The organism is Solidesulfovibrio sp. C21 (genome assembly GCF_047785625.1).
Classification (GTDB): Bacteria; Desulfobacterota; Desulfovibrionia; order Desulfovibrionales; family Desulfovibrionaceae; genus Solidesulfovibrio.
On sequence record NZ_JBLODY010000006.1, the window covers coordinates 87,664 to 110,758 of the forward strand.

Consider the following 23,095-nt stretch of genomic DNA (forward strand, 5'->3'; position numbering starts at 1 on the left):
TCAAAAGTGTTGCGCTAAATGTTGATCGTCAACTTTGCGAATGGTTATTTGCACTGTTAGCTTTTGTGTTCGTTGAGAAGTCGAAGATTCAGTGACTCAATAAGATCAATGGCTACGCAAAGCTCGCTGTAGGGGCGGCCCTTCGCTACTACGGGACAATATTTCCCAGGATATCCTCCGTTCATTGTTTTCCACATGCCGCTCTTTCGGCGTGACTTGCTATTGTAGGCACTGTATGTGTCGTCCATTGTCATTCCTATTCTTATGGTAGCGGGTGTCTTGGGACTGATTCACAAAATAGAGGGTGGGATACCTCTTCCAAGATACCCCACCACCAAACGCTAACTTGCCATCAACTCCGGTAATAATCGAACTGCTCTTTCCTTTTCTCCCTCCATGTAGTGGTAATAAGTGTCCGCTGTGAGCTTGACCGTGCTGTGACCCATCATTTTCGACACAGCCGCAAGGTCAGCACCTTTTCTAAGCAGAGTTGTAGCGAACAAATGACGCAGATCGTACATTCGAGTTGGGTAGCTAATTCCAGCACGAGTGCAAGCGTTTCTAAAGGATTTGACAACCCGAGAGACAGGCTTCCCGTTGTACTCAATAATGAACCCAGACTGTGAAGTCGCACGGACTTGCTCCATGCGCTTCAGGAAAATCGGATTAATGGGAACAATCCGATAGGTCTTGGTTTTCGTCGCATAGATGCGGACCGTTCCTGCTCCGAAGTCGACATGCTCCCATTTGAGCGCCAGGAGTTCCGATTCCCCTGGACGTGCACCGATGTTGAAGCAGACCTCCATGGCCCATTTGAGATGGGGTTCAGCGCAGGCCATGATCTTCTTGGCGTCATCCAGGTTCAGCTTCATTTCCCTGGGTTGCGTTTTTGCTTTCTTCCAGTTCTTCAAGGGGTTGACCTTGGTGAAGTCATTAGCAATCCCGAAGTGGAAAATGAAGTTCAAGTAATCGCAGTACTTATTGATCGTTACCTGGGACCGTTCCTTCTTGGTTTTGTCGCTTATCCCCTGGAAATGTAGGATAAACGGGACCATGTCCCCCTGGTAGGTCATCGAGTTCACCGGTTTGTCTCCAAGGACCGGAACGAACTTGTTTGCCAGCAGGCGCTCAATGTTGCGGATGTGGTTATCCGTACGTCCTGATGCTCGCATGTGATCCAGGTATCTGGCTCCAAGATCGGATAACGCCATCCCTGAAGGTTGCTGGCCCAGGACCTGGCTACTTGGCTCATTCGTCAGGCTGACGGTTTTCACCACCTGGACTGGGGCTGTCACTAATGCCGGATCAGGAATCGGTTGCCCATGCTCGAGGGCTTCCCGGACAGCTTTGTCGAAAACTTCAGCTTTGGCCTGTGCGAGTTCGCCGCGTCCAAATGACTTGTCGTGTCGCTTGCCATTCACATGATAATAGACCATCCATCGTTCACTTCGCTGGTAAACGCCCATAAGCACCTCCAAGTGCAAATTTATGTTAGGATCAATGAGAAGAATGGAATCGATTGGAAAACTTGTGTAGCAAGAGGAACTAAAGAAAGGAGCTTTGCGCTCCTTTGTAAAAGTGTTAAATGGATTTCATCAAAATTTCTTCGACTTCTTCCTCCTGCACACCAAGGTATCTCCTTGTTATTGAAGGTGTGCTGTGGTTCAACCGCTTCGCAAGTAGTTCCCACGATGAACCCATTTGCCGTTGTTGGTAGCACCACGTCTTGCGTAAAGTGTGCGCACCCGCATTGATCTTGAGATTGATCTCATCGCACCACCTTTGAACCATCATAGTTACGGCATAGGTGGTTAATGGATAGTTCTGGCCTTTTCGGCTTTTGAAAAGGTAGTGGTCATCTTGACGTTTAGCACATCGCAAGTACTCATCCAGAGCTGTTTTGATCTCCTTGTTCAGGATCAAAACATTTTCTTTGCCAGTCTTCTTTTCTTTGATACTAACCCTGTCGCCAATGCTACAGGTCCTAACGTCAGAGACTTTCAAGGACAAAATGTCCTGTACTCGCAATCCAGAATTAATGCCTAGCACGAATAGTAGCCTGTCCCTCGGACGATCCACCAAAAGTTTCTTAATGCTCTTGATGTCTTTCATGTTGATGATCGGCTCCACTTTCATGATCAACTCCTTTGAATGAGAGTTTCTAGTTCCAGGAGGTTGAAATCGTGCTTTCAAAAGCTAGTGTGGCGGGACAGCCTTTTGGGGGCTGGCTGTAACTCGTTGAAGTTCAACAGCTTTCCATTGAAAATCACTCCAATGTACGATTCTACCTATTACCGTTCTTTCCGATAGTTATTCCATATCTGTATGAATTGATTCAAATGCCCGGATCAGGAGTTCGTAATTTTCAAGCTGCGAATCCAGCTATTGCTGTCGCAGGAGCTAGAAAGCTTTTTCGTGAAACAATAAAATGCCACCTCCTTAAGGCGTGGCATTGGTTACACGTTGCAGTTAGATCACCGTTAGGATGATCTTGCCATCTTCGGCAGTGACGACGAACTCATCACCTTCCTTGACCTCCAGATCGCCCAGGTCCACCTTGTGGATGTTGAAGCAGACGACACCCTTCTTGTTGACGTAGGGACGACTTGAGCTTTTCTGATAAAGTCCCTTGACGTCGTAGAATTTCCTATCGTCACTGGTGAGCTTGAGAATGAAGTGCTTAAGCGTGGGCTTATGCGTGATATTCATTCTTTCCATGATCGCCTTCGCATCGAGACCTTCCTTAATGCACTCCCGGAGAACCGAAGCATTGTATCTGGATTCGGGACGCTTTTTCTTGTCAGCGATATCCGTAGAAGGCAATTCTGTAGACTGATCCTTCTTGGATGACATGGTGACTCCTTGGGTTTTAAGTTCAGGATACCATTACAATATCTATATCATCGAAGAATAAGAACATAATGCGCTGTTAAGTGCTGATCCTGAAGATGATAACTTAAAGAGGCTCATGCCAAAATCGTTGATTGGCCCTAGGGTCGAGTTCCTGGGGTTTTCAGGTCCGAGGCAGGGTCAACTATAGGAAAGCCCCGGAAAGCGCAGGAGACGGGAGATTTGAAGGGGTGTTTTCAGGGGGAGGGCAAGCCAGTAAATCCCCCAGGACATCGGGACTGCTGGCAAGCACAGGACTGAGGATCTATTCCAGGAGACTCGCTTTCGACAAACAAAATCGCAAGAAGACGGGGAAGACAATTCTCCCCCGGTGTTAACAGGTTCAAATGGATCTCTTTACGACAACGATTAGTGCTTGCTTAAGTATCTCCCGAGCCATTTTCGAGCCTATGAGAAATATGATGACTCTAAAAACCATAGTTCATCCTCCTCTGCTGATTGAGTTTCAGCTTTGCATCTCATAAAGAACAAAGCCCTCAGCTCCGAAAAGCCAAGGGCCTTGCTCAGACACCGTACAGTGATGATCAATATCTATCTGTAACTTTTAAAATAACATTGACTTTGACATGATGAAAGTTTCAAGAGTAAACAGATATACGAACAGAAACTATAAAATTATTTTGTGTTGAAAATATTACAAATTGCAGCCCAATGTCATTTGCAAACATTGGCTGACGACTGGACAATGGTTAGTTGGTGTTGATGTTCAGTGGTATTTTAACCGCTGACATCAAAGTTCCTATTATCTCGCATGACTCATTTTGGTTTCAAAGGTTGCAGGACTCCCGAAGTCAAATCACATGACCAATGACAAAACTAAACTACTCATCAAAAGAAATCTGTTCAGAAGAATAATAGCTGGTGCAACCTGAGGCGCTGGTGTAAATGTCAGCGATGGCTCTGTGACTGGCAGAACAAATAAAACTATCTGATCCATTCTCGAGGTCTTCTAGTGGCTCACAGAAATCACATTGAGTACATTTGATGTTTTTTGACCCAGTTTGGCAAGCCTCTGTTTCAGCAGGACTGGAATTGATTTCCTTGGAGGCAGTTTCAGAAGATGAAGGCCAAGTGGTTGATGAACTAACAGAACCATTTGTCTTGATCATCTCTGGATCAATATTTATTGACTCATTACTTGTTTCAGAAATGACAGAATCAGAATCATCATTTTGACCTGCAATGTCGAATGGACAGAATACTGCTGGATCAAGGTCAAAACTTTTTAGGAAGTCAACGAAGACCATGTCGCTAGCTCCTTCGTCTGTTTCTAGATAATCATCACATCCACGCTGATCCAGGAACAGCCTGGACCTTCGTCTGACTAAATTACTAAATTTTTTTTGACCCACCACCTCCCCTTTTATATATTATCTATGATTCATTATTATAATAATATATAAATAAAATTTTTTAATAAATTTAGTAAGTATAATAAGAGTCACAGGTTCATGTTTATCTTTAGCTAGCAAAGGACCAGAAGACGGAGACGAAAAAATTTAGTCAGCACTAAAAATAAGTACCTAGTTCTTCACTGCACTTACTAAATTCTGTTTACTGATACAGTAGAGGTTCAGTTTCATTGTGCTAGTCCCGTTCAAAGACCCTGGAATTGCCACTTGTCGTTGATATCCTTTTGAAGATCCATCAGTCCAGAGCCATCCTTTGTTTTTCCAGAGTCTGACGATTTCATTGGTTTTAAGATTATTCTTTCGGAGAAGATCATCTAAGCAAGGCTTGGTTAATCCAATGAAAGTCCAGTTGCCGTCACCTTGATTATCCCAATAAGCGCCGAATCTATCTCCTGACCAAAGTATATTTTTACGAACATGATCTGGAGAATATATTTTGTCTGGATTGATCTTGATCCAGTCGTCAACGCATTGAATAGCTTTGAGTCCAATGTCAGCTGAAGATGCTTCATACTTAGCACGTTCCCAAACCTGTCTAAATAATTCAACGACAGGTTTATCTCTTCTAAGTCCTGGAATTGCAGCATGGACAATCGGAATAGCAATTGCCACTGCGGCAAAGTATTCTGTCAGTCTCATTTCAATTGGAGACATCTTTTGAAATTGAGTCAACATCTGTCTTGTTTCTTTGTAAGCACTTTTCCATAATGGCCATTGATCTCGATGATTCAGGATGAATTGAACTAGGCAAGGTCCAGCATGACCATAATGATCATCGATGGTGTGCTTTATCTTGTTCACAACTTCATTGCTTTCTGAGTCCTGTTTCAGGAAAGGTATTCCACAAAGATCAATAATCCTGCCCCGTGAGCCGCCATCATTGCTCAGGTCCAAGCTGGGGGTTTCTCCAGTAGAAAAGAGGATAGTTCTGAACGATTGCAACCGATCAGAGCCATGGATTGTCGCCCGACCTTTGTCCTGCCCAGATGCGATCATATAGATGGTGTCTGTGACAAGGTAGCTCCCGTATTTATTCTTATTTTTGTACTTTTCAGCAAATTTAGTTTCGTCTAAGAAGAGTGGCAGACCATTCAGTAGGCCTGCAATTCGTCCAATACGATTGTCTGTTCCATTCCAGGTATTGACAAATGATCCAGAAGAAAACGATGGATTTCCCCAGGCAGAAGCTGCAAACTTCAACGTAGACGTTTTACCAGAAGAACTAGGAGCGCTCAATTCCAGGGTGAAATTATCAACTCCCAGGATTGGAAGGAGTGGTGCCGATAGCGAAGTGTACATGGAAAATGCAACGTCAGGATAATTGAGGAGTTCGTTGGCAAGTAAAATCCATGTAGGAAAATCACCCTTTCGTTTAAATCCATCCGCAAACTGCTCATCTCCCTGGTCGGCCCCTTTAAAACGCACGACGGAGGGTTGACTGGATGATTGCTGCACAGAAGGACCAGTTAAGTACGAATGCCCCCATAGAAAACCCGACATGTCATCAGTCCAGCCTAATCGATTTTCGACAAATGCTCTGGGAATATTTCTGGTATTTACCTGTTCGTATTCCTGGAGATATTCAATGAGATAATTCGCATTCAAACTTGTGACTGGAATATTGTAATTAGACAAGGCTACGATATTTGATTTTGTTGCGATCATACAGCGTTCAACTTGCCAGTTGTGCCATCTCCCGTCGGCTTTCCATGACAGGGTGACATAGTGCAGCCCGGTGCTTCTGTTCTGGGACAGTTCGGAAATGAAAAGAGGGAATCGTGATATGAGTTTGCCTCCTGATTCGCTTTGTTTGATGATGCTCCACTCTTTAGTTAATAGATAATGCCATGGAAGTACTGCATCCGTAGCTACTGGAGCATCGGCGATGCGCTGTTTAATGAGAAAAGGTGCCGGCGCTTCTGGTGTTGGTGATGGGACGTTTTCAGTCAGTGATTGTTTGATGAAGTTTTTTAACATTTCAGTCTCTTTTGAATTTTTTTTGGCCACCAAGTTAATCTTGATGGCCAGTCGAGATAGTGTTTGTGCGAATGAGCTATGAGCTAATTTGTATCGTGCTTGTTGTGTCTAGTAATTCGCTTTGTGGTGCAAAATTATTTTGAAACTTTGTGTAGTTTCGAATATTCTCATTTCCAATAAGTTCCCGGTATCTGTAGACGGTGGCTTTAGAAAGTCCAGTTGCGTTTACAATTGCCATGGCTGTCACAGGCAGGTTGTTTTCTTTGAGATAAGAAATTGCTTCTTCAATTCGAGATTTTGTCCATTGACGTTTAAGGTAAGCGTTTTGTTGAACTCCTGACAATTGGCCGAATTTGTCTTTGTCCATGCTTAGCTCCTTCGTTTCTTTTGGTGGATTGTTTCGTGTTTGCTTCAGTTGTTGAGGCGCGAAATGTGTCAAGTGATTGTTTTAAAAATTATTTATGAACATCGTATATCTGTATTTCTTTTATTCTCATGGAATGTCTCGTGAGAAAGAAAGTCTTAGAAGTGATGAGATTGATCTTGGAGATGGAAGGCGGGTGAAGGCGAAGTGATGATGGTGATTGCGGACCTTTGTTTTGTTCTGTTAGGTACTGGTATGAGAATTTTTATAGGTTCTGTCGTCAATCATTTCATTCGACTCGCTTGTTCTTTATTTGCTGCTGGACGCCTCAGTTCTGATTGTGGAAGTTTTTTTTGTTTCGCAATTGTATAAAATGAGTCTAGGTGAAATGAAAATTTGCACAGGAAGTCTTTGATATCTAAAGCGCAGACTTCTGCGCTTAGAATGCCAGTGCCCCTTAGCCCAATGTTTTCAGGCGCATGAGTAGACATTGAGAGGACTCCATGTTTTGAAAAAACAAAAGACCGGCATTAACCGGTCCTTTGTCTCAGTTATTCGAATGTTAGTTATGGAAAAACAATGTCCATAGCCTTGTGGTGAGTGTTGATCGTTTCCTCCAGCTCAAGGAAATAAAGACAGTTCACCAACATCCTGTAGATTTGGCGCTTGTTGCCCATGATGTCGCTCCACGTGATCCCGTAGTTGTTAAAAATATGCTGTTTGAAATTGTCCAGGTGGGTGTATTCCCTGTAGTCGACGCCAAGATTTTTATCCTTTATCGTGTTTGAGTTTGAGAGGTAGATGGTGTCCGTTTTGTCGAGATTGTTGTTCTCGTGGTTCCAGTACAGCACGCAACCTCGAAAGGCATAGTCAAGCCATGTTTTCGAATCGCAAGAATATGCCGGGATGTGGAGCGTAACATTCGGTGTCGTCATGCCAAACATATGTACTTTTACACGATGATTCCAGTAAAGCGGGTCAACGACAGGGCTTATGACTTCTAGGTCTTCCCTATTCACGCCTTGACATTGTCCTATGGCAATGCATGGGTAGGCGTTGGATACATAGTAATTAATTTCCTGGTTTGTTAGATTGTGAACAACCGGAACAACACATAAACCAGCATCCTCCAAAATGTGCAAGCGGTCTAAGTTGTGTTCGAAGCTATCGGGGCCAAATTCGTCATCCATACTGAATATGAAATCGTATAAATGGCTTGCGAATGTAAGGTGAGCCTTGAACCCACGGAAGAGCTTGTCAGCGGCAAAGTCAAGTTCTTCTCCGCGCAACCCTTTGTTAAAGAGACTGAATGCTCCACAATCAAGGATTAAACTTTCGATCTTTTCCCTGTTCTCAATGGTGTAGGCAGCAGGGTCCTTCAGCCCATAGTAAGTAACCAGAACATTGGGCTTTCTATGAGGCATTCTTTCACTAATCATATCAAGCACCTTTATCGGCAGTGAAGAAAGGTATATTTTCATGATTTCCTCCTAAATTTTGTGGCTCCCCCGGTTAGCCACCAGGGGAGCCTGTCGTGGTTATAGCTAGGCAGCGGGGTCCGTCGAAGCGATTCGGTTTCTGAGGGTGTTGATATCTTCCAGGAGATCGTCCAACATCTCAGCACTCACATCCTTGGCAATCTGCCCGGATTGCAGCATCGCCTTGATCGTCTGACGGAGCGAGATGGCCTGCTCGACGATATTCGGGATGTCTTCCTTGGCCGTCACAGGCTTGGTGTTTCCCTGCGAGTCGGTTGAGGATTCCTTCGTGGACTTGGGAGCGATCTCTTCTTGCGCCTTCGCCCAATTGCCATTGTGCTTGATGACACGCTTGAGGAAGTCGTAGGCGAACTTCTGTTTCTTCTCCTCGCCGATGGCCAGGAACTTTCGGCGCTCCTTGGAAAGCTTGCCATCAACGTCAAGGAAGCGCTTCATGAGTTCCAACTCGATATTGACCTTATATTTCTCCAGCTTGAGAACCTCGATCACAGCTTCCATGTGCGCTTTTCTGTCCGCAGCCGGCGCATCAGCTTCAAGCTCTTTGATGAAATGCTTGATCGGATCATCGCCCATCCGCTGCTTAACTTCCGGTTCCGATCTCTTGTAGATGGAACCGAAATCGGCCAAAAGGTCGATACCAAGCTGAGTGTGCAACTCAACGCACGGGATCATTTCGATGTTGCTGTACTTCTCCAGTGTTCGCTTGCTCACATCATACACATCGATGATGTTTTTTTTGGACCAAGGTCCCCAGTCATCCGCAACGGCGTGACGAGACTTCAGCTGATTGATGATCATTCCATTTCGAATCGCCAGAATACCACCACCCGCATTCGCTTTGCCAAGGAACTCATTGAGTTTGGCATTCTGCTTACCAAACTCGTCAAGCAATGCTTCCTCGGACTTTTTAGAGAGGTCCTCCTTCATGGCCTTTTTCATCTTACCCGGAGGCGTGGTTTTCTTCGCTTCCTCAAAGGACTCGGGAATGCCACCCAGCCCACCCGTACAACCATGGAACTCGCGCAGCATCATGTCGAAGGAGAACTTGTCGACGTTCAAGCCTTCGTCCAGCAGTCGCTTCATGTCCGAAGAATCGTCCGTGCTCAGAGTTCCCTGACCGTCTATCTGCTCCGCTTGCGTCTTCTTCTCATTGCCAGCAGCGCCAGCACCGCCGGTGCCACCCGTTTTTCCGCGATCGTTCAGGTGAGACGGGTCGTCGTAATTGTTGTCAGCCATGGTATCCTCCAAGACCCCGTTGAGGGGATTGGCGCTTCGGGGTTCGTCACCGTGACGATGATCCGTTGCGCGTTGTTCTTGAGGACACCCTGGGCGAAGGGCGAAAATCTCTCTTGCCAAACTTTGGAATCAAAATTTGGCAGAAGGATAAAAAGCGGGGATTATTTGGATTGAAGTGGAAGTACGGTGAGTTGCGATATGCTCTGGGTGAGCATTTTGTAGTAGCCGAGGATTCTCGACTTCCGGTAAAGGATCTGTTCCCAGACCCCACCGCTTACGTTGGCGCTTTCGAGCTTGTCCTTGAGGAGGGGGTAGACTGCGTCAAAGGGGGCTGGGTTTCCATCGTCCTCTTCATGGGCTTTGTCCCATAACCAGAGGATAGCGAGGCGCATTTCATCTGAACTATTGATGTGTCTGCCAGCCAAACTTATTCTGTAAACTGCTTCAAATGTTTCTAGTTCGACAAACTGCTTTTTGATGAGACTTCTGATTGATTTGTTGATTAGATTAATTGCATGTGCTTCTAGTCCTATCTGTGCCGGGGTATTTAAAATGCTTTTAGGGTCAATAGTAATTGGGCCAGATTCTTCAAGGCTGTAAATGTAATGCGTTGGAGTGTCGTCGTCTATTTTTATGGTCCAGTCGTTGTGCATTCGAAGGAGCGCGGCGATATCAGTAGTGTCTCGCGTCTCAAATAAAATATCTTCCTCGTTCAAAAGTTTTAGCAGTTCTTCGTCTGTGTCGATTCCAAGAGAATAGTGTTTGTATATTCTGTTAAATCTACTCCGATATTTTTCAGATAGAAAGGAAAATTTTATAAATTTTATTCCAGCATCTTTCCCGTGAAGCTCTTCAAGTCGAGTCTTGTATGGGTTGTTTTTTACATCATAATCGTTTTCTGTGTCGTAAAAATATGAAAATAGTTCTTCCATTCCTTCTTTTGAGTCAAGATATTCAAACTCGCCAATGTCTTGAAAGTAGCTTTTGTAATGCTCGATAACGTTGCAATATCTGATGTAATGCTGATTCCGACGCATATATTCCCAATACCAAAAGGCGACATTCATCAGCCGATCCACATTGTCCTTGGGTAGCTTGGTGATGCTCTTCGCCATGAGGGAACTCCGTGGGAATCATATGAAAGCACTCTTCGAGTTGGGGTGCGTTTCCGTAATACCCCAAAATGGTTTGGTAAGTGCCGGTATTTATTATGGACTTATGGCGGGCTGTCGTCAATTTTAAAATCAGGTAAGCGTACTGAGTGTGTGCCTAATGCGTCTCCTGGGGCAGCGAATGTGCCAGGGCAGGGGCACGGTAACTTCAAACGCAGGAGTCTGCGCTTCAGATAGTGGTCATGCGGAGGTTGGCTATTTCCCACTTCACCGCCATTTCCCAACATCGAGTGCTCAAAAACGCGGCTTCTGACTTTTCAGTTTCCCACCTTGTCCCCTTATGTCGCCTCCTGTTCTCAAGGTGTCACCACTTTGGTTCGAGATGAAAAGCAGCAATTTCATCGTGATTTCGTATAGAATCAGTGCGTGGCAAATCGAAACCAGACGGCGCATGGGCCAGCCATCGGGGCGAATAAAGTCAGCAATAAAGGGAGATGGAGGCGTAACCAGCGCCAGCGGCGGGCCAGTGACACAGGATCACCCAAGGTGACAAGCGGGCCAGGGTAAATTCCCGACCCGCCGCATCACCCTCGGCCAGCGACAGCGTCTATCCTGGGGCTGGGATCAGGCAAGATGTCACCGGGCAGGAGACCAAATGCCGTGCCGCGATGAACTCCACTGGCTCGGCTAATTGGGGTTCGCCTGGGAGAGCTTCAACGCCATCATGATCCTGTTGATGTCGCCGTCAGAAAAGTCTTCAAGAAGCAAAGGTCTGATTTCTGTTAGGTCAATGGATGTCCTGTCAGGATCGTTCCCGCGAAGCGCCATCATGATCCTATCAATTTTGTTCTTCGAAATGTCATTTGAAAGAATGGGTCTTATTGCGGTGATTGCGATAGCTTGAGGTTCAAGCGCATTAGGATTCATGATTCTGCTCCTGGTTGTTTTGAGTGTTGACCAGATAATGTTTGATCGCTATTAACCTGTGATTATTTGCAACGCCATCTTCGGCAGGGAGTTTGCTTGGGCAAGCATAGCAATAGATGCTTGTGATAATATCTGTTCTTTCACAAATGAGGTCATTTCCTGGGCGACGTCAGTGTCTGATATTTGTGATTCAGCAGCTTGAAGATTCTCAGCTTGAATTTGTAAGTTTGAAATTGTATTCTCAAGGCGGTTTTGTAGCGCTCCAAGATTAGCACGGATTTTGTCTTTGGAAACGATTGCTTTGTCTATGGCCTCCAGACTTGCCTGCGCCCGAGCCTGTGTCGCGACGCTTATCACTGGCTGGTAGATGCTGGCTCCGATACCGTTGGATGAAGGGTCCAAGCCATCATCGGTGAAGTAGCTGGCGAAAAAGCCCCCTCCACGGAGTCCTGTGACATCATCCAGAATTTGGTTGCCCGATGTGGTCTGGTTGATGATGAAGTTTCCATCTACCGCATGACCATCAGAAGTATAGAGTTGCCCGACCGATGCCCAGCCGTTGCCATCACTCCCGCCAGGATCACGAAATGCGACTAAAAAACCTCCACCCTCCAGCCTGGTTACCTTCGGCCAAGTCTGTGGCGGAAAATTCTCTTCGTTTACCTGGAACTCGTCGTCAAAGAACGTCGCATCTGAGTTGACGATTCTCGCACGTGCGCTGTTGGTGCCGTCACCGTTGAAGTTGTTCCAAGTGACAACGAATCGATTCCCGTCAATCGCTGCGATATCTATGTAGTTTTGGGAGTCAACCTCAGTTGTGTTCACTTGAGTTTCAGAACCGATAAGATTGCCTTGCGGGTCAACTACTTGTGTGAAGACTCCCCATCCGTCGCTATCCTGTGCAAACCAAGCGACAGCAATATTGCCATTGTCAAGTTGCGAAGCACGTGAATATCGCTGGTCATTTGCTGTTGTCGTATTGACCTGGAATTCATCCACCAGCACGTTGCCACTCTTGTCATAAAATTTACCGTAGATGCCATCGCCCGAGCCATCCTGGCTGTTCGAAGTCCACGTGACGAAATATCCAGATGATGTCGTCGTGACATTGGATTGGTACTGATTGTTCGTCGTAGTCGTGTTGACCTGTGATTCCCCGGTGCGAACGCTGGCGTCTGCGTTGTATATCTTGGAGTAAATGCCAGTGCCGGAACCGTCCTGACCGCTCGATGTCCAGGTGACGACAAAACCACCGTCGTTGAGCGGGGCTACTGAAGGTTCATTTTGGTCGTTGCTCGTTTCGCTATTAATCTGGAACTCGCTACCCACCTTCTCCCCGTTCTGGCTCATGATCTGGCCATACACTCCCCAGCCAGAGCCGTCCTGGTTATCCGAGTTCCAAACTACCACGATGTTGCCGTCCTCTAGTGAAGCGAGGCTGGAATCGCGCTGATTGTCCACCGTGGTCGTGTTGACCAGGACATCCCCGGATGTTCTATTCAGAAACAGGTTTTCGTCTGGCTCGTATGCGCCGACTGCGGTGTCGCCTGGATCAAATATGCTTTCAATTTTCGAGCTATCGATATTCAAATAGTAGTAATCCTCGGCACTGTCATTGCCTGTTCCGAAGTGAATCTTAGCTGCCCCGGTAGATTCGAGGTTGCTGCCGTCATGCACTCCAGATAAGTTTCCATTGAGAAGATGAATACCATTGAAGTCAGTACTTTCTGATATCCGTTGTATTTCTCTCGCCATGGCTTGGTATTCAGAATCAATAATCAGCCTTTGATCGTCAGTGTAAGTTCCTGTGGCAGCTTGTTCAGCCAGTTCCTTCATCCGAATCAACTTTTCATCGACTACTTGTAATGCCCCATCCGCTGTCTGGATCATGGAGATGGCATCGTTAGCGTTCCTGATCCCCTGGTTCATGGTGGCGACATCAGATCGCATCAACTCCCGGACAGCGAGTCCGGCAGCGTCGTCGGCAGAGGAATTGATCCGCAGCCCAGACGACAACCGCTGGGTCGACGTGCTCAGCGCCCCATAGTGGTTTGACAAATTTCTGGCGGAGTTCATCGCCATGAGGTTGTGGTTTATGATCAATGCCATGGGGCGGCATCTCCTTCCTTGTTCAGCGGGCATTTCCCGGCAAATCACCGGAATTATTTTCCGGTGGCCCGGGGCCTGAACCGCCAGAAATCAAGGCTCAGGCGGAAAAATTGTCATAAAATAAAGTTTACTTGTTAATATCTAGCAAATTACATACCTAACTTTCTTATAAGAACGACGTGCTAGCCCTAGACTGTCCGAAAAGGACGGTTCCATGGGCGAGATTCTTAAGGTTTTCGGGAAACGTGTCCGGGCATTGCGCCGGGCAAAGGACATGACCCAGGAGCAGCTTGCGGAGCGGGCGGGGCTGTCCCTCCAAAGCGTTGGGGAGATCGAACGGGGCAGGGGGAATCCGACCTTGGTGAATATCGAAAGGTTATCCGCCGCACTCGAGGAAGATTTGGCATCCCTCTTTGACCTCGGGGATGTCGGCATGACGCGGGAGCAGGTGCAGAAAGAACTTCTGGAGTTGCTGGCCGGGGCCAGTGAAGAGCAAGTGCGAGCGATCCTGACCATGGCCCGGGTGCTGATCCAGAAATGACCTGGGTTTTCCCGCGTCACCGCTCAATCGTCCTCAGGGAGCATGATCGTCAGGACCGGTTCCGCGCTGTCGCCAGGGCCGATATGGGCGATGACCTCGACGGATTCTGATCGTCCTGGGGACATCAGGAAGCTCACTTTGAAATAGACCCTGTCTGAGTTGACCGCCCTCTTGGCTGCGAACAGTGCCAGCGTCAGGAGATCATGGAGCCTGCCCGTCACGGACTGCCCCTCGCCAGCCAGCCCCGCTGGCGGTTCTATATAATGATGATACAGGTTGTCGGTGACCACGGTGGGCAACTTGAAGCCGGTGGCTTTCGCTTGCTCGGTGATGTCGACGAGGACTCCGTCAGCAATCGCCTGTTCCCTGGAGTAGGAGTAGATGACGTTTCCAAAAGATTTATCGGTCGGCATTTTCAGGACCATCCTGGTTTGAGTTCAGCAAGTTTTCAAGTTTCTTGCGAAAGTTCCCTGTAAGTTCGAGTCCAATTTCGGCATAGCTACGGAGTATCGCTCCATCGACTTCGATGGCGGTGGTGTCCATGATCTTGAAGAGTTGCTCAATTGGTCGGAACGCGCTGATGATTGCTGATTTTAGGTCCAGATTTTCGAGGTCTTGTGGTTCCATATGTGTCCTTCTGGGGCTGCACTACAGAGGTAGTTTTGGGGAAGGATACCCTGGAGGAGGGGAGGCGGTCACGGGAGCTTGGGGGATTTTGGGAATAGCCCTATGGAAATCGGACTTTGGGCCGAGGCTGGGATTCCCTGAGGTTTCGTGGGAGCCGGGGCAAAGGGGAAGGTCCAGCTGGGAAAACCCCAGGACGGGGCCGGTAGAGAGGGTTGGGGAGGGGTGTCCGAGGGGATGGGCTGGCCCAGGGCAGGGGAGCCGGGGCTGGGAAGAGTTCTAAGAGAAACTAGCGATATCCCAGGATGTTATGCGATGCAGGAAGCTGCACTTTTTGATTTTCAGCAGATATGTGATCGGCGACAATTACTCCTGAGCATCAGCGACAATTAGAATTGTGCATCCTCCTCCCCTTGGAGGCTGGCGGCTGTCTCCCCCGAGGAAAGAGGGTAGCCAGCTGAAATGATAAAGGATGCGCAGGTGAGAAAGCTGATGCGAGAGAAGACCAAAACAGGGCTGACCGGAATAGCCGGGCTCAAGGCCGGCATGAGCCGCAATACGGCGGCAAAGTATCTCAAGGAAGGCAGACTCCCCTCTGAAATGAAGGAGGTACGGGACTGGCGAACACGGCCTGACCCCTTCCTGAATCATTGGGCGGAAATAGAAGCGCGTCTTACGGCGGACCCAGCGCTTGAAGCCATTACGATTTTTGAGAATTTACTGGACCGCTTCCCAGACGAGTATGAACCAGGCCAGCTTCGGACCTTACAGCGCCGGATCAGGCAGTGGCGAGGACTTGCAGGACCGGACAAAGAAGTCTTCTTCCCCCAGGCCCATCGGGCCGGCGAGGCCATGCAGACCGATTTCACCTGGGCCAGCAAACTCGGCGTGACCATCCAGGGCGAGGCCTTTCCGCATATGCTGTGCCATCCGGTGCTGCCATACTCCAACTGGGAATGGGTCACGGTCTGCCACTCCGAATCGCTGGCGGCGCTGAAGCGAGGCGTCCAGGAAGCGTTATTTCGGTTGGGCCACGCGCCACTGTTCCATCAAACAGACAATTCCACGGCGGCCACCCACGATCTGACCAGCGGCAAGCGAGACTTCAATGTGGAATACATGGATATGATCCGTCATTTCGGCATGATTCCCAGGACAATTGCCGTCGGTGCGAAGGAGCAGAACGGCGATGTCGAGGCCATACATCGGGGACTGAAAAACCGGCTCAAGCAATACCTTATCATGCGCGGCAGCAGCGACTTTGAAAGCGCCGCAGCCTACGAAAGGTGGCTGTGGCAGATGCTGGCCAAGACGAATCGGCCACGGAAAACGAAGCTTGGCGAGGAACTTGCCGTGATGCGGCCGGTGACCATGGCCCGACTTCCCGAATTCATTGAAGTGGATACCCGGGTCAGTTCCTGGAGCACCCTCTCCATCAAGAAGAACGTGTATTCCGTGCCCTCCAGGCTGATTGGCGAGAAACTCCGGGTCAGAGTCTATGAAGGCAGGATCGACGTCTATTACGGCGGCAAGATGCAACTCAGCACTCCTCGGCTCCTGGGCCGGGGTGGACACAGGATCAACTATCGTCACGTCATCTGGTCTCTTGTGAAAAAGCCCGGCGCGTTTCGCCTCTACCGTTACCGAGAGGATCTCTTTCCTTCACTGGTTTTTCGACGTGCTTATGACGCGTTGCGGACCAAACTTGAGGAGAACAAGGCCGACAAGGAGTACGTGCGCATCCTCCATCTGGCGGCATCAACGATGGAGTCCGATGTTGAAGCGGCCCTGGAACTTCTTCTAGAGACCAAGACGCCGATTAGTGCCGAGGGGGTCAAGGCGATGGTCACCGACGGCGACAAGCTCGCGGCCATGGTCATGGACGCGCCAGTGGTCGATCTCTTGATTTACGACAACCTGCTCCATCGCCAGGAAGGTTGCGTATGATTCCTGAATCCGGCGGTCTCGCGATCTGTCTCAAGGCCTTGCACTTGTCGTCATTTGCCGCTTGCTTCCAGGAAATGTCGGGCACAGCCGAGAGCCAGGGCTGGAGCCATCAGCAATATTTACAGCATCTGGCCGAAATTGAATTGGAAGACAGGCGACAGGACCGGATCGAGCGTCTCCTGAAAGCGTCTGGCCTGCCAAGGGACAAAACGCTGGCGAGTCTGGACATGACCGTTCTGCCGGAACGCGTGAAGAAGATGCTGCCCTCCCTGTGCGAGGGACACTTCCTGGGACGAGCGGAGAACATCGTGGCCTTTGGCCTCCCGGGACGGGGAAAGACGCACCTGCTGTGCGCCATCGGCCATGAGCTTGTCCGGCGTGGTCATCAGGTGCTGTTCATCCCGGCCTACCGGCTGGTCCAGAAGCTGCTCGTGGCCAAACGTGATTTGATCCTGGAAAAGGAACTCAAAAAGCTGGACCGGTTTGAGGCGGTGATCCTCGATGATATCGGCTACGTACAGCAGGACCGCGAGGAGATGGAAGTGCTTTTCACCTTCCTGGCTGAGCGCTACGAGCGCGGCAGCGTACTGATCAGCAGCAACCTCGTATTCTCGCAATGGGACAAAATCTTTAAAGATTCCATGACAACGGCGGCGGCCATCGACCGGATGGTCCACCATTGCGTCATCCTGGAGCTGACCGGCCAGAGTTACCGGAACCAGGAAGCGCAAAAGCGGAATGCGGACATTCAGCTTCGCGGCAATGACCACGGACGCGGCGCTGAACTCATACCCGAAGATCGCTTGGCTGAAGCCGAGGTGCGTGCACAAGAATAGTTGTCGTCAGTGCCCAGGGGTAATTGACGCTGAGCAGATATGATATCAAGTTAGGCAGTTGGATCAGATTTGGCGATAATAGTTGTGGGGGAAGTTTCGGACCAGAAAGGATGGTGTCCGATGGCAGAGTCCTGCGATTTTTAAGCCTTTGCACCATCAGAAAAGCCTGAAATAACTTGGTCCCAGTTAAAGGAGATCGTTATGACTCATCCTCTATTGTTTCAAGCCACAAATTGTTTTGACAGAATTTGTCCGCAGGGTTGCAGCTTAACTCCCGTTGAAAAAGATTTGTACGTAAAAATTTTAGTCGATAGGTGGCCAACACAGTTGCATTATGAATTTAGATTAGATAGAAAAGATGGTGTGCTGTTCGATGAGTTGCATATTGAAAATAAAAATTTGGTGTGGTTAGGAAATGTATTGAACGAAGTGGCGACAAAAGTAAAAACTATTCAGGGATTTGCATTGGACTATGCTGTGGCGCGTTCTAATAAAAAATGGCCATCCCTCAGGATAGAGCATGCCTTCGCTGGGGCGGATGGAGATAAGGCAGCACAGGCAATGCTGGAATTTATTAACAAATCAAGAGATATTATAACCCGTGCACTATTAGCAGCTTAAGGCTGAGAATTATGAAATTTATTTTTGTTGAAGGTCTATCGCTTTTTGCCGTAAATATTCTAGGGCTGCGCTTCCTGTAGAAACAAGTTGACATTGATTGTCATAAAGCTATTCTCTGTCAAATCTTGTCATCATTTACCTCATAAGGAGCTATCCCCATGCCTGGAAAAGAATCGAAATTCGAAGCTGTGAAACTTCGCACCATGATCACCGAAGGGAAGACTGCCCAGCAAATCATCGATACGTTTGGAATCAACAAAACTACTTTGAAAGCCCATCTCTTGAAGTTGATGCAGATGGATGAGAAGTTTTACTCCATCGAAGGGATGGGGGACCGGGCAGTATCAGGGAACGTCAAGTATGCCGCTGCTGGGGTTCGTTTGAGCCCAACGATGTTGAAGAATTACGGGTTCACCGTGGGCGACGAATTTAAAATCTCGTGCATGGAAGAGGGCAAGATTGTGCTGGAGAAAAAGTAAAGTTAGCTGGATTGTTTGGAAATAGTTGCGCGTCATGGCCCACGTCGTCCTGTGAAGAGAGGGGACGTTGGTCTTTATTTTAAACTTGGTTTAAGTAATGAATGATGAATTTTAGATCTAGTGTTTGTTATTGTTGATTGCCAATAAAATATTTTGGGGTTATTTCTTTAAAGAAGACGTCGAAGTATTTTTTTTATTTTTTTTGGGAGAAGAAGTTTTCGAATGAAGAAGGTCGTTTGGGGTAAGAGCAGATTGCATCTCGTACAATAAAGCGTGTATTCGATTGATGTTTTGATTAATAAATATCAATTTTTCCGCACTGAAATTGTCACTGGATTTAGTCAAGTTGGCTTCATTTGGATTTGTTTTTATCCCCACAAGAGCCGTGACCGTTGGAAAAATTTCGACTGATGCGAATGTTGCGCTTCCTCTTCTAAGGTTTTCTAAGGATGTGTTGTTTGAAATTAGCATGTATTCGTCAAACGAAATATCAGCTTGAGGGAAATCAGTCACAGATCCTTGGTCTCGACAACAACGATATATATACCTGCCTAAAGAATTATAGCCAGAAAGTATTTCATTTTTTTTGTATAAACCAGCGAACATTCCGTAAAATAAAAAAATAAATTTGTATTTTGCTTGAGCTTCTGACGCAACGTCGTAAAATGAAATTGATCCAGGCGCTATCAGGTATAATACATATCCACCTAAAAAAGAAGCAAATATGTCATTGGCACAATCATCTAAATGGTTTTCACTAAAAAAAGTTCTTGTAAACCGAATTCGAGCTTCTCTTGTTTCTTTAGTGAGGAAATTTATATTGGCTATTGTTTTGTTGCCAGAAGATATGTCATATAAAATATCATCGTCAATAACCCCGTTAAAGCTCTGATGTAGATTGAGCGCAGCTTTGAATAGGATGGATCTATGGGCTTCATTTTTTGTTGTGGTTGTAAATGAAGAAAAGTTCATATTGTAGCTAGTATGTTTGCTTAGTGTGTTATTTTTTAATGAGTGCAGTATTTCAAAAATAAGTACTAAAATATCTATGCTCGAAGAGAAAGATTTCTGTCCATTTTTTGACCTGATGTTAACCCATCTCTGCGCAAGCTCATAATAAAGACCGGTATCCTGAAAAGAGAAAAAAGCTTGACTCAGACAGTAAGATAAAGTGCTTTTGCAAGCAACCATTGAAAGCAAATCAATTTTTGGTAGATTTGATGCCAATGTATAAGCTTCAGAAATTATGATTGCAATTGCTGAATTTGATAGATCTTGATTGATGTCTATATTGTTGTTTAAAAAATAATTAAAAAAAATATCTTCCTCAATGACTCGATGGAAGGTTGTTATTGGCCGATAATCTTGCAAATATGTTTGCGTCCAAGCCAAAAAATCTGTCGAATTGCCATTGGGGATGATGATTGTAAAAGGTCGATTGTGATTTTTTTTGGGGTCATCACCCCAGCAAAGGGCTATTTGATCGTCGTATAAATTCGAATAATATTTTTCATTTGAAGATACCGAGTACTCAAGCACATTGAAACGCCCCGAAAGCGCATCAATTAAATGTTTTTTTTCTGTTTTACAAAACCACATATTACTTCACCATTCCAAACGCATCTTTTACCGTGGGCAAGTGTTTTATCGGCTCAAACGGAACAAGGGCCGACTCAATATATCCGGATATATCATTTTCGTGATAAAGATCAAGAGATGTTTTTGCTCTTGTCGCTGCCGTGAATAGCATATTTCTGTTTAAAGGGAAGCGCTTCAATGTATCACAAGCTGCAATATGGAGTGCTCTAAACTCTAGTCCCTTGGCGCTATGTATCGTAAGTAAACAAATATTTGTATCATCGGTCGGGGAAATGTATCCATCAGTGCTTTGAATAGTGCATTTGTTCGCAAAGGGTGCATGTCTAAGCAGATCGGCAATTTTGTTTAATTCATCGCGGCGTGGGCAAACTATACCAATCAGTTCTTCTGGGTATGCCATGGCTTGGTCAATAATTTTTTCTTCGATTTTTGCGAATTGCTCTTCTAAGGATAGACATTTGTGCCTAGTGACCGACGAGGGAAGGTCTGTTTCGTTATAATTTGAAGTTTGCTCGAGTGATATATATTTGCCGGGTGATTTGTCTAGTCCGTCAGCAAATTTACAAATTTTTAAGCCATTCCTGTAGTGATATGTCAGCTCGATTTGGTCATCAGTTAAAGCTTCTAGCATTTGTATTGAACTGTTTGGTTGGAAAATTCGTTGTCGAAGATCCCCAACCGCATAAATATCTTTAGCTAGTGTGTTCAAAATATTTATTTCTTCTCCAGTGTAGTCTTGCGCTTCATCCAATAAGATGGCGTCATAAACATCTGAAATTTTTTCACTTGCAATAATATCTTGCAGCGCAAGCTGCAACTCGGCTCTCGTTTGAGCGAAGTCACCTGAAAAGGAAAATAAAATTCCATTTTCTCTTAAAAAATCAATAGCCCACCGATGATATGTTTTAACTTTCTCCGTAGAAAATGAATATCTGTGCGCACCGCTTGTTATAAATTCTCGTAAAGAACGCGTAAACGATAAAATTAAAACATTTGGCCTGTTTGCTAGTGTTAAATAATTAGCCCGAAGAAGCAGTAAATTAGTTTTCCCTGACCCTGGAGGGCCAAATATCGCAAAACTTCCATCAAGAGGTAATTGGATGACTTTTTGTTGATCCGCGTCTAGATCTTCTTGTTTAACCCACCAGGTGTTGTCCATTGTTGTTTGACCTGCGTTCTAGAGCTTTATTGCTGTTGATGCTTCATTGCCAAGTTCAGTTTCTTGCGCGATTTTTATTAGATTATATAACAAGAGCATTATCGTTTGCTTAAAATCTGAATCATCACGATGGCCAGTATATAGTGTTTGAGGGGGGCAAGAATCAAAAAGCTCTATTTTGGGAGCATCTTTAGTTCCAATTGCAGCGTATTGTATTTTGAATATTTTATCGACTACGTCTATCGCTTCTATCGTAAAAAGAATGCTTGGGTTAAAAAATAATCCGTTTTTCAGTGATTTCTCAAATGAGAGTTTAATGGTTAGGATTGTTTTTGAAGAATTAAATCTAGTTACAATTGTCCTTCGAGGGAAAATATCCATTGGAGTGCAGCAAGTTTCAATAATATCTGCTTTTATTAGTTCGGAAATTTCTTTTAAAAATATTTCCCGTTTGAAATTCTCTTGTTCTGATGTGCGTTTAGGCTTAGACTGACTTTGGACTAGCAACCTATTTTTTAGTATCTGAGCCTTGATGAGATCAATACTGTTGTCTTCTTCTTTAAACTCAAAATCTTCCCATTTGACAAGTGACAATCTTACTGTTGGATCTTTAACAAGACAGCGCCTGCATATTGTTGATAGTTCTGGGACGGCTGTAATTGAATCAATTTTAGGAGTTACTTCTTTTACGGCGTCAACTAGTAGAGCGAAGGGCTCTTCATATTCAGAAAATAATTGTTTTTTCATTATCAAATCATGCAGAACTGCGCCAATCTGATAAAATGTTATGGCTCGCCAACCTTCAATGTCGTCGGACTCTACTCTGTATAGATATTCTTTGGGGCTATACCGCAATGTGCCTATAAAAAACTTATGCCCACCGTCATCTGTCATGTCTGAGTCACTGATTGGTTTTAGTACCCCAAGATCTAATAGTTTTATTTCATTAAAGTCATCTGTTATGCAAATATTTTCAGGTTTTATGTCTCGGTGGGCGAGTCCTAAATCTTCAAGATGCTTTGCTGCATTCGCAAGTTGCGTGATAATTCCTTTAATCTTGTCATTTGATATGTACGCAATCTGTTGGTGTAAATTATTGTATGGTAAAAATTCCATCGCTACATATAAATAATTTGTATCTTTACATTCTCCACCGCCAAAAATTTTTACTATATTTTGATGGCCATTCTCAATAAGTTCTTTTTCTCTTTCAATCCTAGAAATTTGTGTTTCTTTCCCGTATTTTTCCACAAGCTCAGGGTCAAATATTTTTAATGCTGAAGTTGTGTCGTCTTTCTTTGCTTGAAATACCAATGCTGATTTACCACAATTTATGTAACGCTCCAATTCCCATCCATCAATATTTTTCCCCAATAATTCTGACGAAATTCTTTTAGCGCGAATATTGTCCATATTGATTGACTCCAATCAAGTGTATCTTGTCAATTTTTTTAGACTCGACATTAAATAGTATGAATTTCTGGATTAAATAGAGCAAGCTTATTTCTTTGAATCAGATAATTACTTTTTGCCTTGCAGGGCCAATAGATTGTCTAAGTCAATCTATTCCGTCGCGATAAAATGATTATTCTTGTATCTGCTAATTTTGGTTTCGCTAAGACAGTTAAATTGTTTGGTGTTGCAGCTACACCTATGCATGGCCGTATTTAGTTCAACCTATATCACTGGTTAGTTAGGATAACAACATCCAAATTCGCTGATGGTGCGTCTCATACCCACCGG

At 45.8% G+C, this 23,095-nt stretch carries 20 protein-coding genes and 2 pseudogenes; 5 read left to right on the plus strand and 17 right to left on the minus strand.

The genetic code is table 11. From position 1 onward, the window contains the following. Positions 1-341 precede the first annotated feature (341 nt). The 12 genes and pseudogenes from ACMZ6R_RS03695 to ACMZ6R_RS03750 all read right to left on the minus strand — a co-directional run. Complete coding sequence (locus tag ACMZ6R_RS03695) at positions 342-1,466, minus strand: tyrosine-type recombinase/integrase (protein WP_416109536.1); 1,125 nt, start codon at positions 1,464-1,466, stop codon at positions 342-344. A 115-nt stretch (positions 1,467-1,581) separates the two neighbouring features. Next, positions 1,582-2,136: a tyrosine-type recombinase/integrase gene (locus ACMZ6R_RS03700; protein ID WP_416109537.1), complete on the minus strand. Its 555-nt coding sequence runs from the start codon at positions 2,134-2,136 to the stop codon at positions 1,582-1,584. Between the two features lie 333 nt (positions 2,137-2,469). Continuing rightward, on the minus strand, positions 2,470-2,718 hold the full coding sequence (locus ACMZ6R_RS03705; protein ID WP_416109538.1) for a hypothetical protein: 249 nt from the start codon (positions 2,716-2,718) through the stop codon (positions 2,470-2,472). Positions 2,719-3,731: 1,013 nt separating this feature from the next. After that, complete coding sequence (locus tag ACMZ6R_RS03710; protein WP_416109539.1) at positions 3,732-4,157, minus strand: hypothetical protein; 426 nt, start codon at positions 4,155-4,157, stop codon at positions 3,732-3,734. A 276-nt stretch (positions 4,158-4,433) separates the two neighbouring features. Then, positions 4,434-6,329 (minus strand): DUF927 domain-containing protein, encoded by a 1,896-nt coding sequence (locus tag ACMZ6R_RS03715; protein ID WP_416109540.1) that lies wholly within the window; start codon positions 6,327-6,329, stop codon positions 4,434-4,436. A gap of 46 nt (positions 6,330-6,375) precedes the next feature. Further along, positions 6,376-6,666, minus strand: coding sequence for a hypothetical protein (locus ACMZ6R_RS03720; protein ID WP_416109541.1), 291 nt, complete (start codon positions 6,664-6,666; stop codon positions 6,376-6,378). A gap of 563 nt (positions 6,667-7,229) precedes the next feature. Next, positions 7,230-8,144, minus strand: coding sequence for a hypothetical protein (locus tag ACMZ6R_RS03725; RefSeq protein WP_416109542.1), 915 nt, complete (start codon positions 8,142-8,144; stop codon positions 7,230-7,232). A 63-nt stretch (positions 8,145-8,207) separates the two neighbouring features. Then, entirely contained in the window at positions 8,208-9,398 is a 1,191-nt protein-coding gene (locus ACMZ6R_RS03730; protein WP_416109543.1) for a hypothetical protein, read from the minus strand. 161 nt (positions 9,399-9,559) lie between these two features. Then, positions 9,560-10,513, minus strand: coding sequence for a hypothetical protein (locus tag ACMZ6R_RS03735; RefSeq protein ID WP_416109544.1), 954 nt, complete (start codon positions 10,511-10,513; stop codon positions 9,560-9,562). A gap of 684 nt (positions 10,514-11,197) precedes the next feature. Further along, positions 11,198-11,437, minus strand: coding sequence for a hypothetical protein (locus ACMZ6R_RS03740; protein WP_416109545.1), 240 nt, complete (start codon positions 11,435-11,437; stop codon positions 11,198-11,200). Positions 11,438-11,488: 51 nt separating this feature from the next. Then, a pseudogene (locus ACMZ6R_RS03745) lies at positions 11,489-11,788 on the minus strand (flagellin); the annotation flags it as partial. Between the two features lie 1,229 nt (positions 11,789-13,017). Next, positions 13,018-13,546, minus strand: a pseudogene (locus tag ACMZ6R_RS03750) (flagellin); the annotation flags it as partial. Between the two features lie 214 nt (positions 13,547-13,760). Here ACMZ6R_RS03750 and ACMZ6R_RS03755 point away from each other — a divergent pair. Further along, positions 13,761-14,087, plus strand: coding sequence for a helix-turn-helix domain-containing protein (locus ACMZ6R_RS03755; RefSeq protein ID WP_043638945.1), 327 nt, complete (start codon positions 13,761-13,763; stop codon positions 14,085-14,087). A 23-nt stretch (positions 14,088-14,110) separates the two neighbouring features. Here the strand turns inward: ACMZ6R_RS03755 and ACMZ6R_RS03760 are convergent, their stop codons facing one another. Continuing rightward, positions 14,111-14,500 carry a DUF6573 family protein gene (locus ACMZ6R_RS03760; protein WP_416109546.1) on the minus strand — a complete coding sequence of 130 codons (390 nt, stop codon included), beginning with the start codon at positions 14,498-14,500 and terminating at the stop codon, positions 14,111-14,113. Continuing rightward, the gene (locus ACMZ6R_RS03765; RefSeq protein WP_416109547.1) at positions 14,487-14,714 is read right to left on the minus strand and encodes a hypothetical protein; all 228 of its coding nucleotides are present in this window, start codon (positions 14,712-14,714) and stop codon (positions 14,487-14,489) included. The genes ACMZ6R_RS03760 and ACMZ6R_RS03765 overlap by 14 nt, the downstream gene beginning before the upstream one ends. 477 nt (positions 14,715-15,191) lie before the next feature. Between ACMZ6R_RS03765 and istA the strand changes: the two genes are divergently transcribed. The 4 genes from istA to ACMZ6R_RS03785 all read left to right on the plus strand — a co-directional run bounded on the left by istA (position 15,192) and on the right by ACMZ6R_RS03785 (position 18,594). Beyond that, complete coding sequence (gene istA / locus ACMZ6R_RS03770) at positions 15,192-16,658, plus strand: IS21 family transposase (protein WP_416109548.1); 1,467 nt, start codon at positions 15,192-15,194, stop codon at positions 16,656-16,658. Further along, positions 16,655-17,494: an IS21-like element helper ATPase IstB gene (istB, locus tag ACMZ6R_RS03775; RefSeq protein ID WP_416109549.1), complete on the plus strand. Its 840-nt coding sequence runs from the start codon at positions 16,655-16,657 to the stop codon at positions 17,492-17,494. Before istA ends, istB begins: the two co-directional genes overlap by 4 nt. 201 nt (positions 17,495-17,695) lie before the next feature. Then, on the plus strand, positions 17,696-18,115 hold the full coding sequence (locus ACMZ6R_RS03780; RefSeq protein ID WP_416109550.1) for a hypothetical protein: 420 nt from the start codon (positions 17,696-17,698) through the stop codon (positions 18,113-18,115). A gap of 158 nt (positions 18,116-18,273) precedes the next feature. Then, entirely contained in the window at positions 18,274-18,594 is a 321-nt protein-coding gene (locus ACMZ6R_RS03785) for an ArsR family transcriptional regulator (protein WP_416109551.1), read from the plus strand. A 159-nt stretch (positions 18,595-18,753) separates the two neighbouring features. Here the strand turns inward: ACMZ6R_RS03785 and ACMZ6R_RS03790 are convergent, their stop codons facing one another. The 3 genes from ACMZ6R_RS03790 to ACMZ6R_RS03800 are packed head-to-tail and all read right to left on the minus strand — an operon-like array spanning position 18,754 to position 22,765. Continuing rightward, positions 18,754-20,193, minus strand: a complete 1,440-nt coding sequence (locus ACMZ6R_RS03790) for a hypothetical protein (RefSeq protein WP_416109552.1) — start codon at positions 20,191-20,193, stop codon at positions 18,754-18,756. A 1-nt stretch (position 20,194) separates the two neighbouring features. Then, positions 20,195-21,352 (minus strand): ATP-binding domain-containing protein, encoded by a 1,158-nt coding sequence (locus ACMZ6R_RS03795; protein ID WP_416109553.1) that lies wholly within the window; start codon positions 21,350-21,352, stop codon positions 20,195-20,197. Between the two features lie 18 nt (positions 21,353-21,370). Next, entirely contained in the window at positions 21,371-22,765 is a 1,395-nt protein-coding gene (locus tag ACMZ6R_RS03800; protein ID WP_416109554.1) for a protein kinase domain-containing protein, read from the minus strand. Positions 22,766-23,095 lie beyond the last annotated feature (330 nt).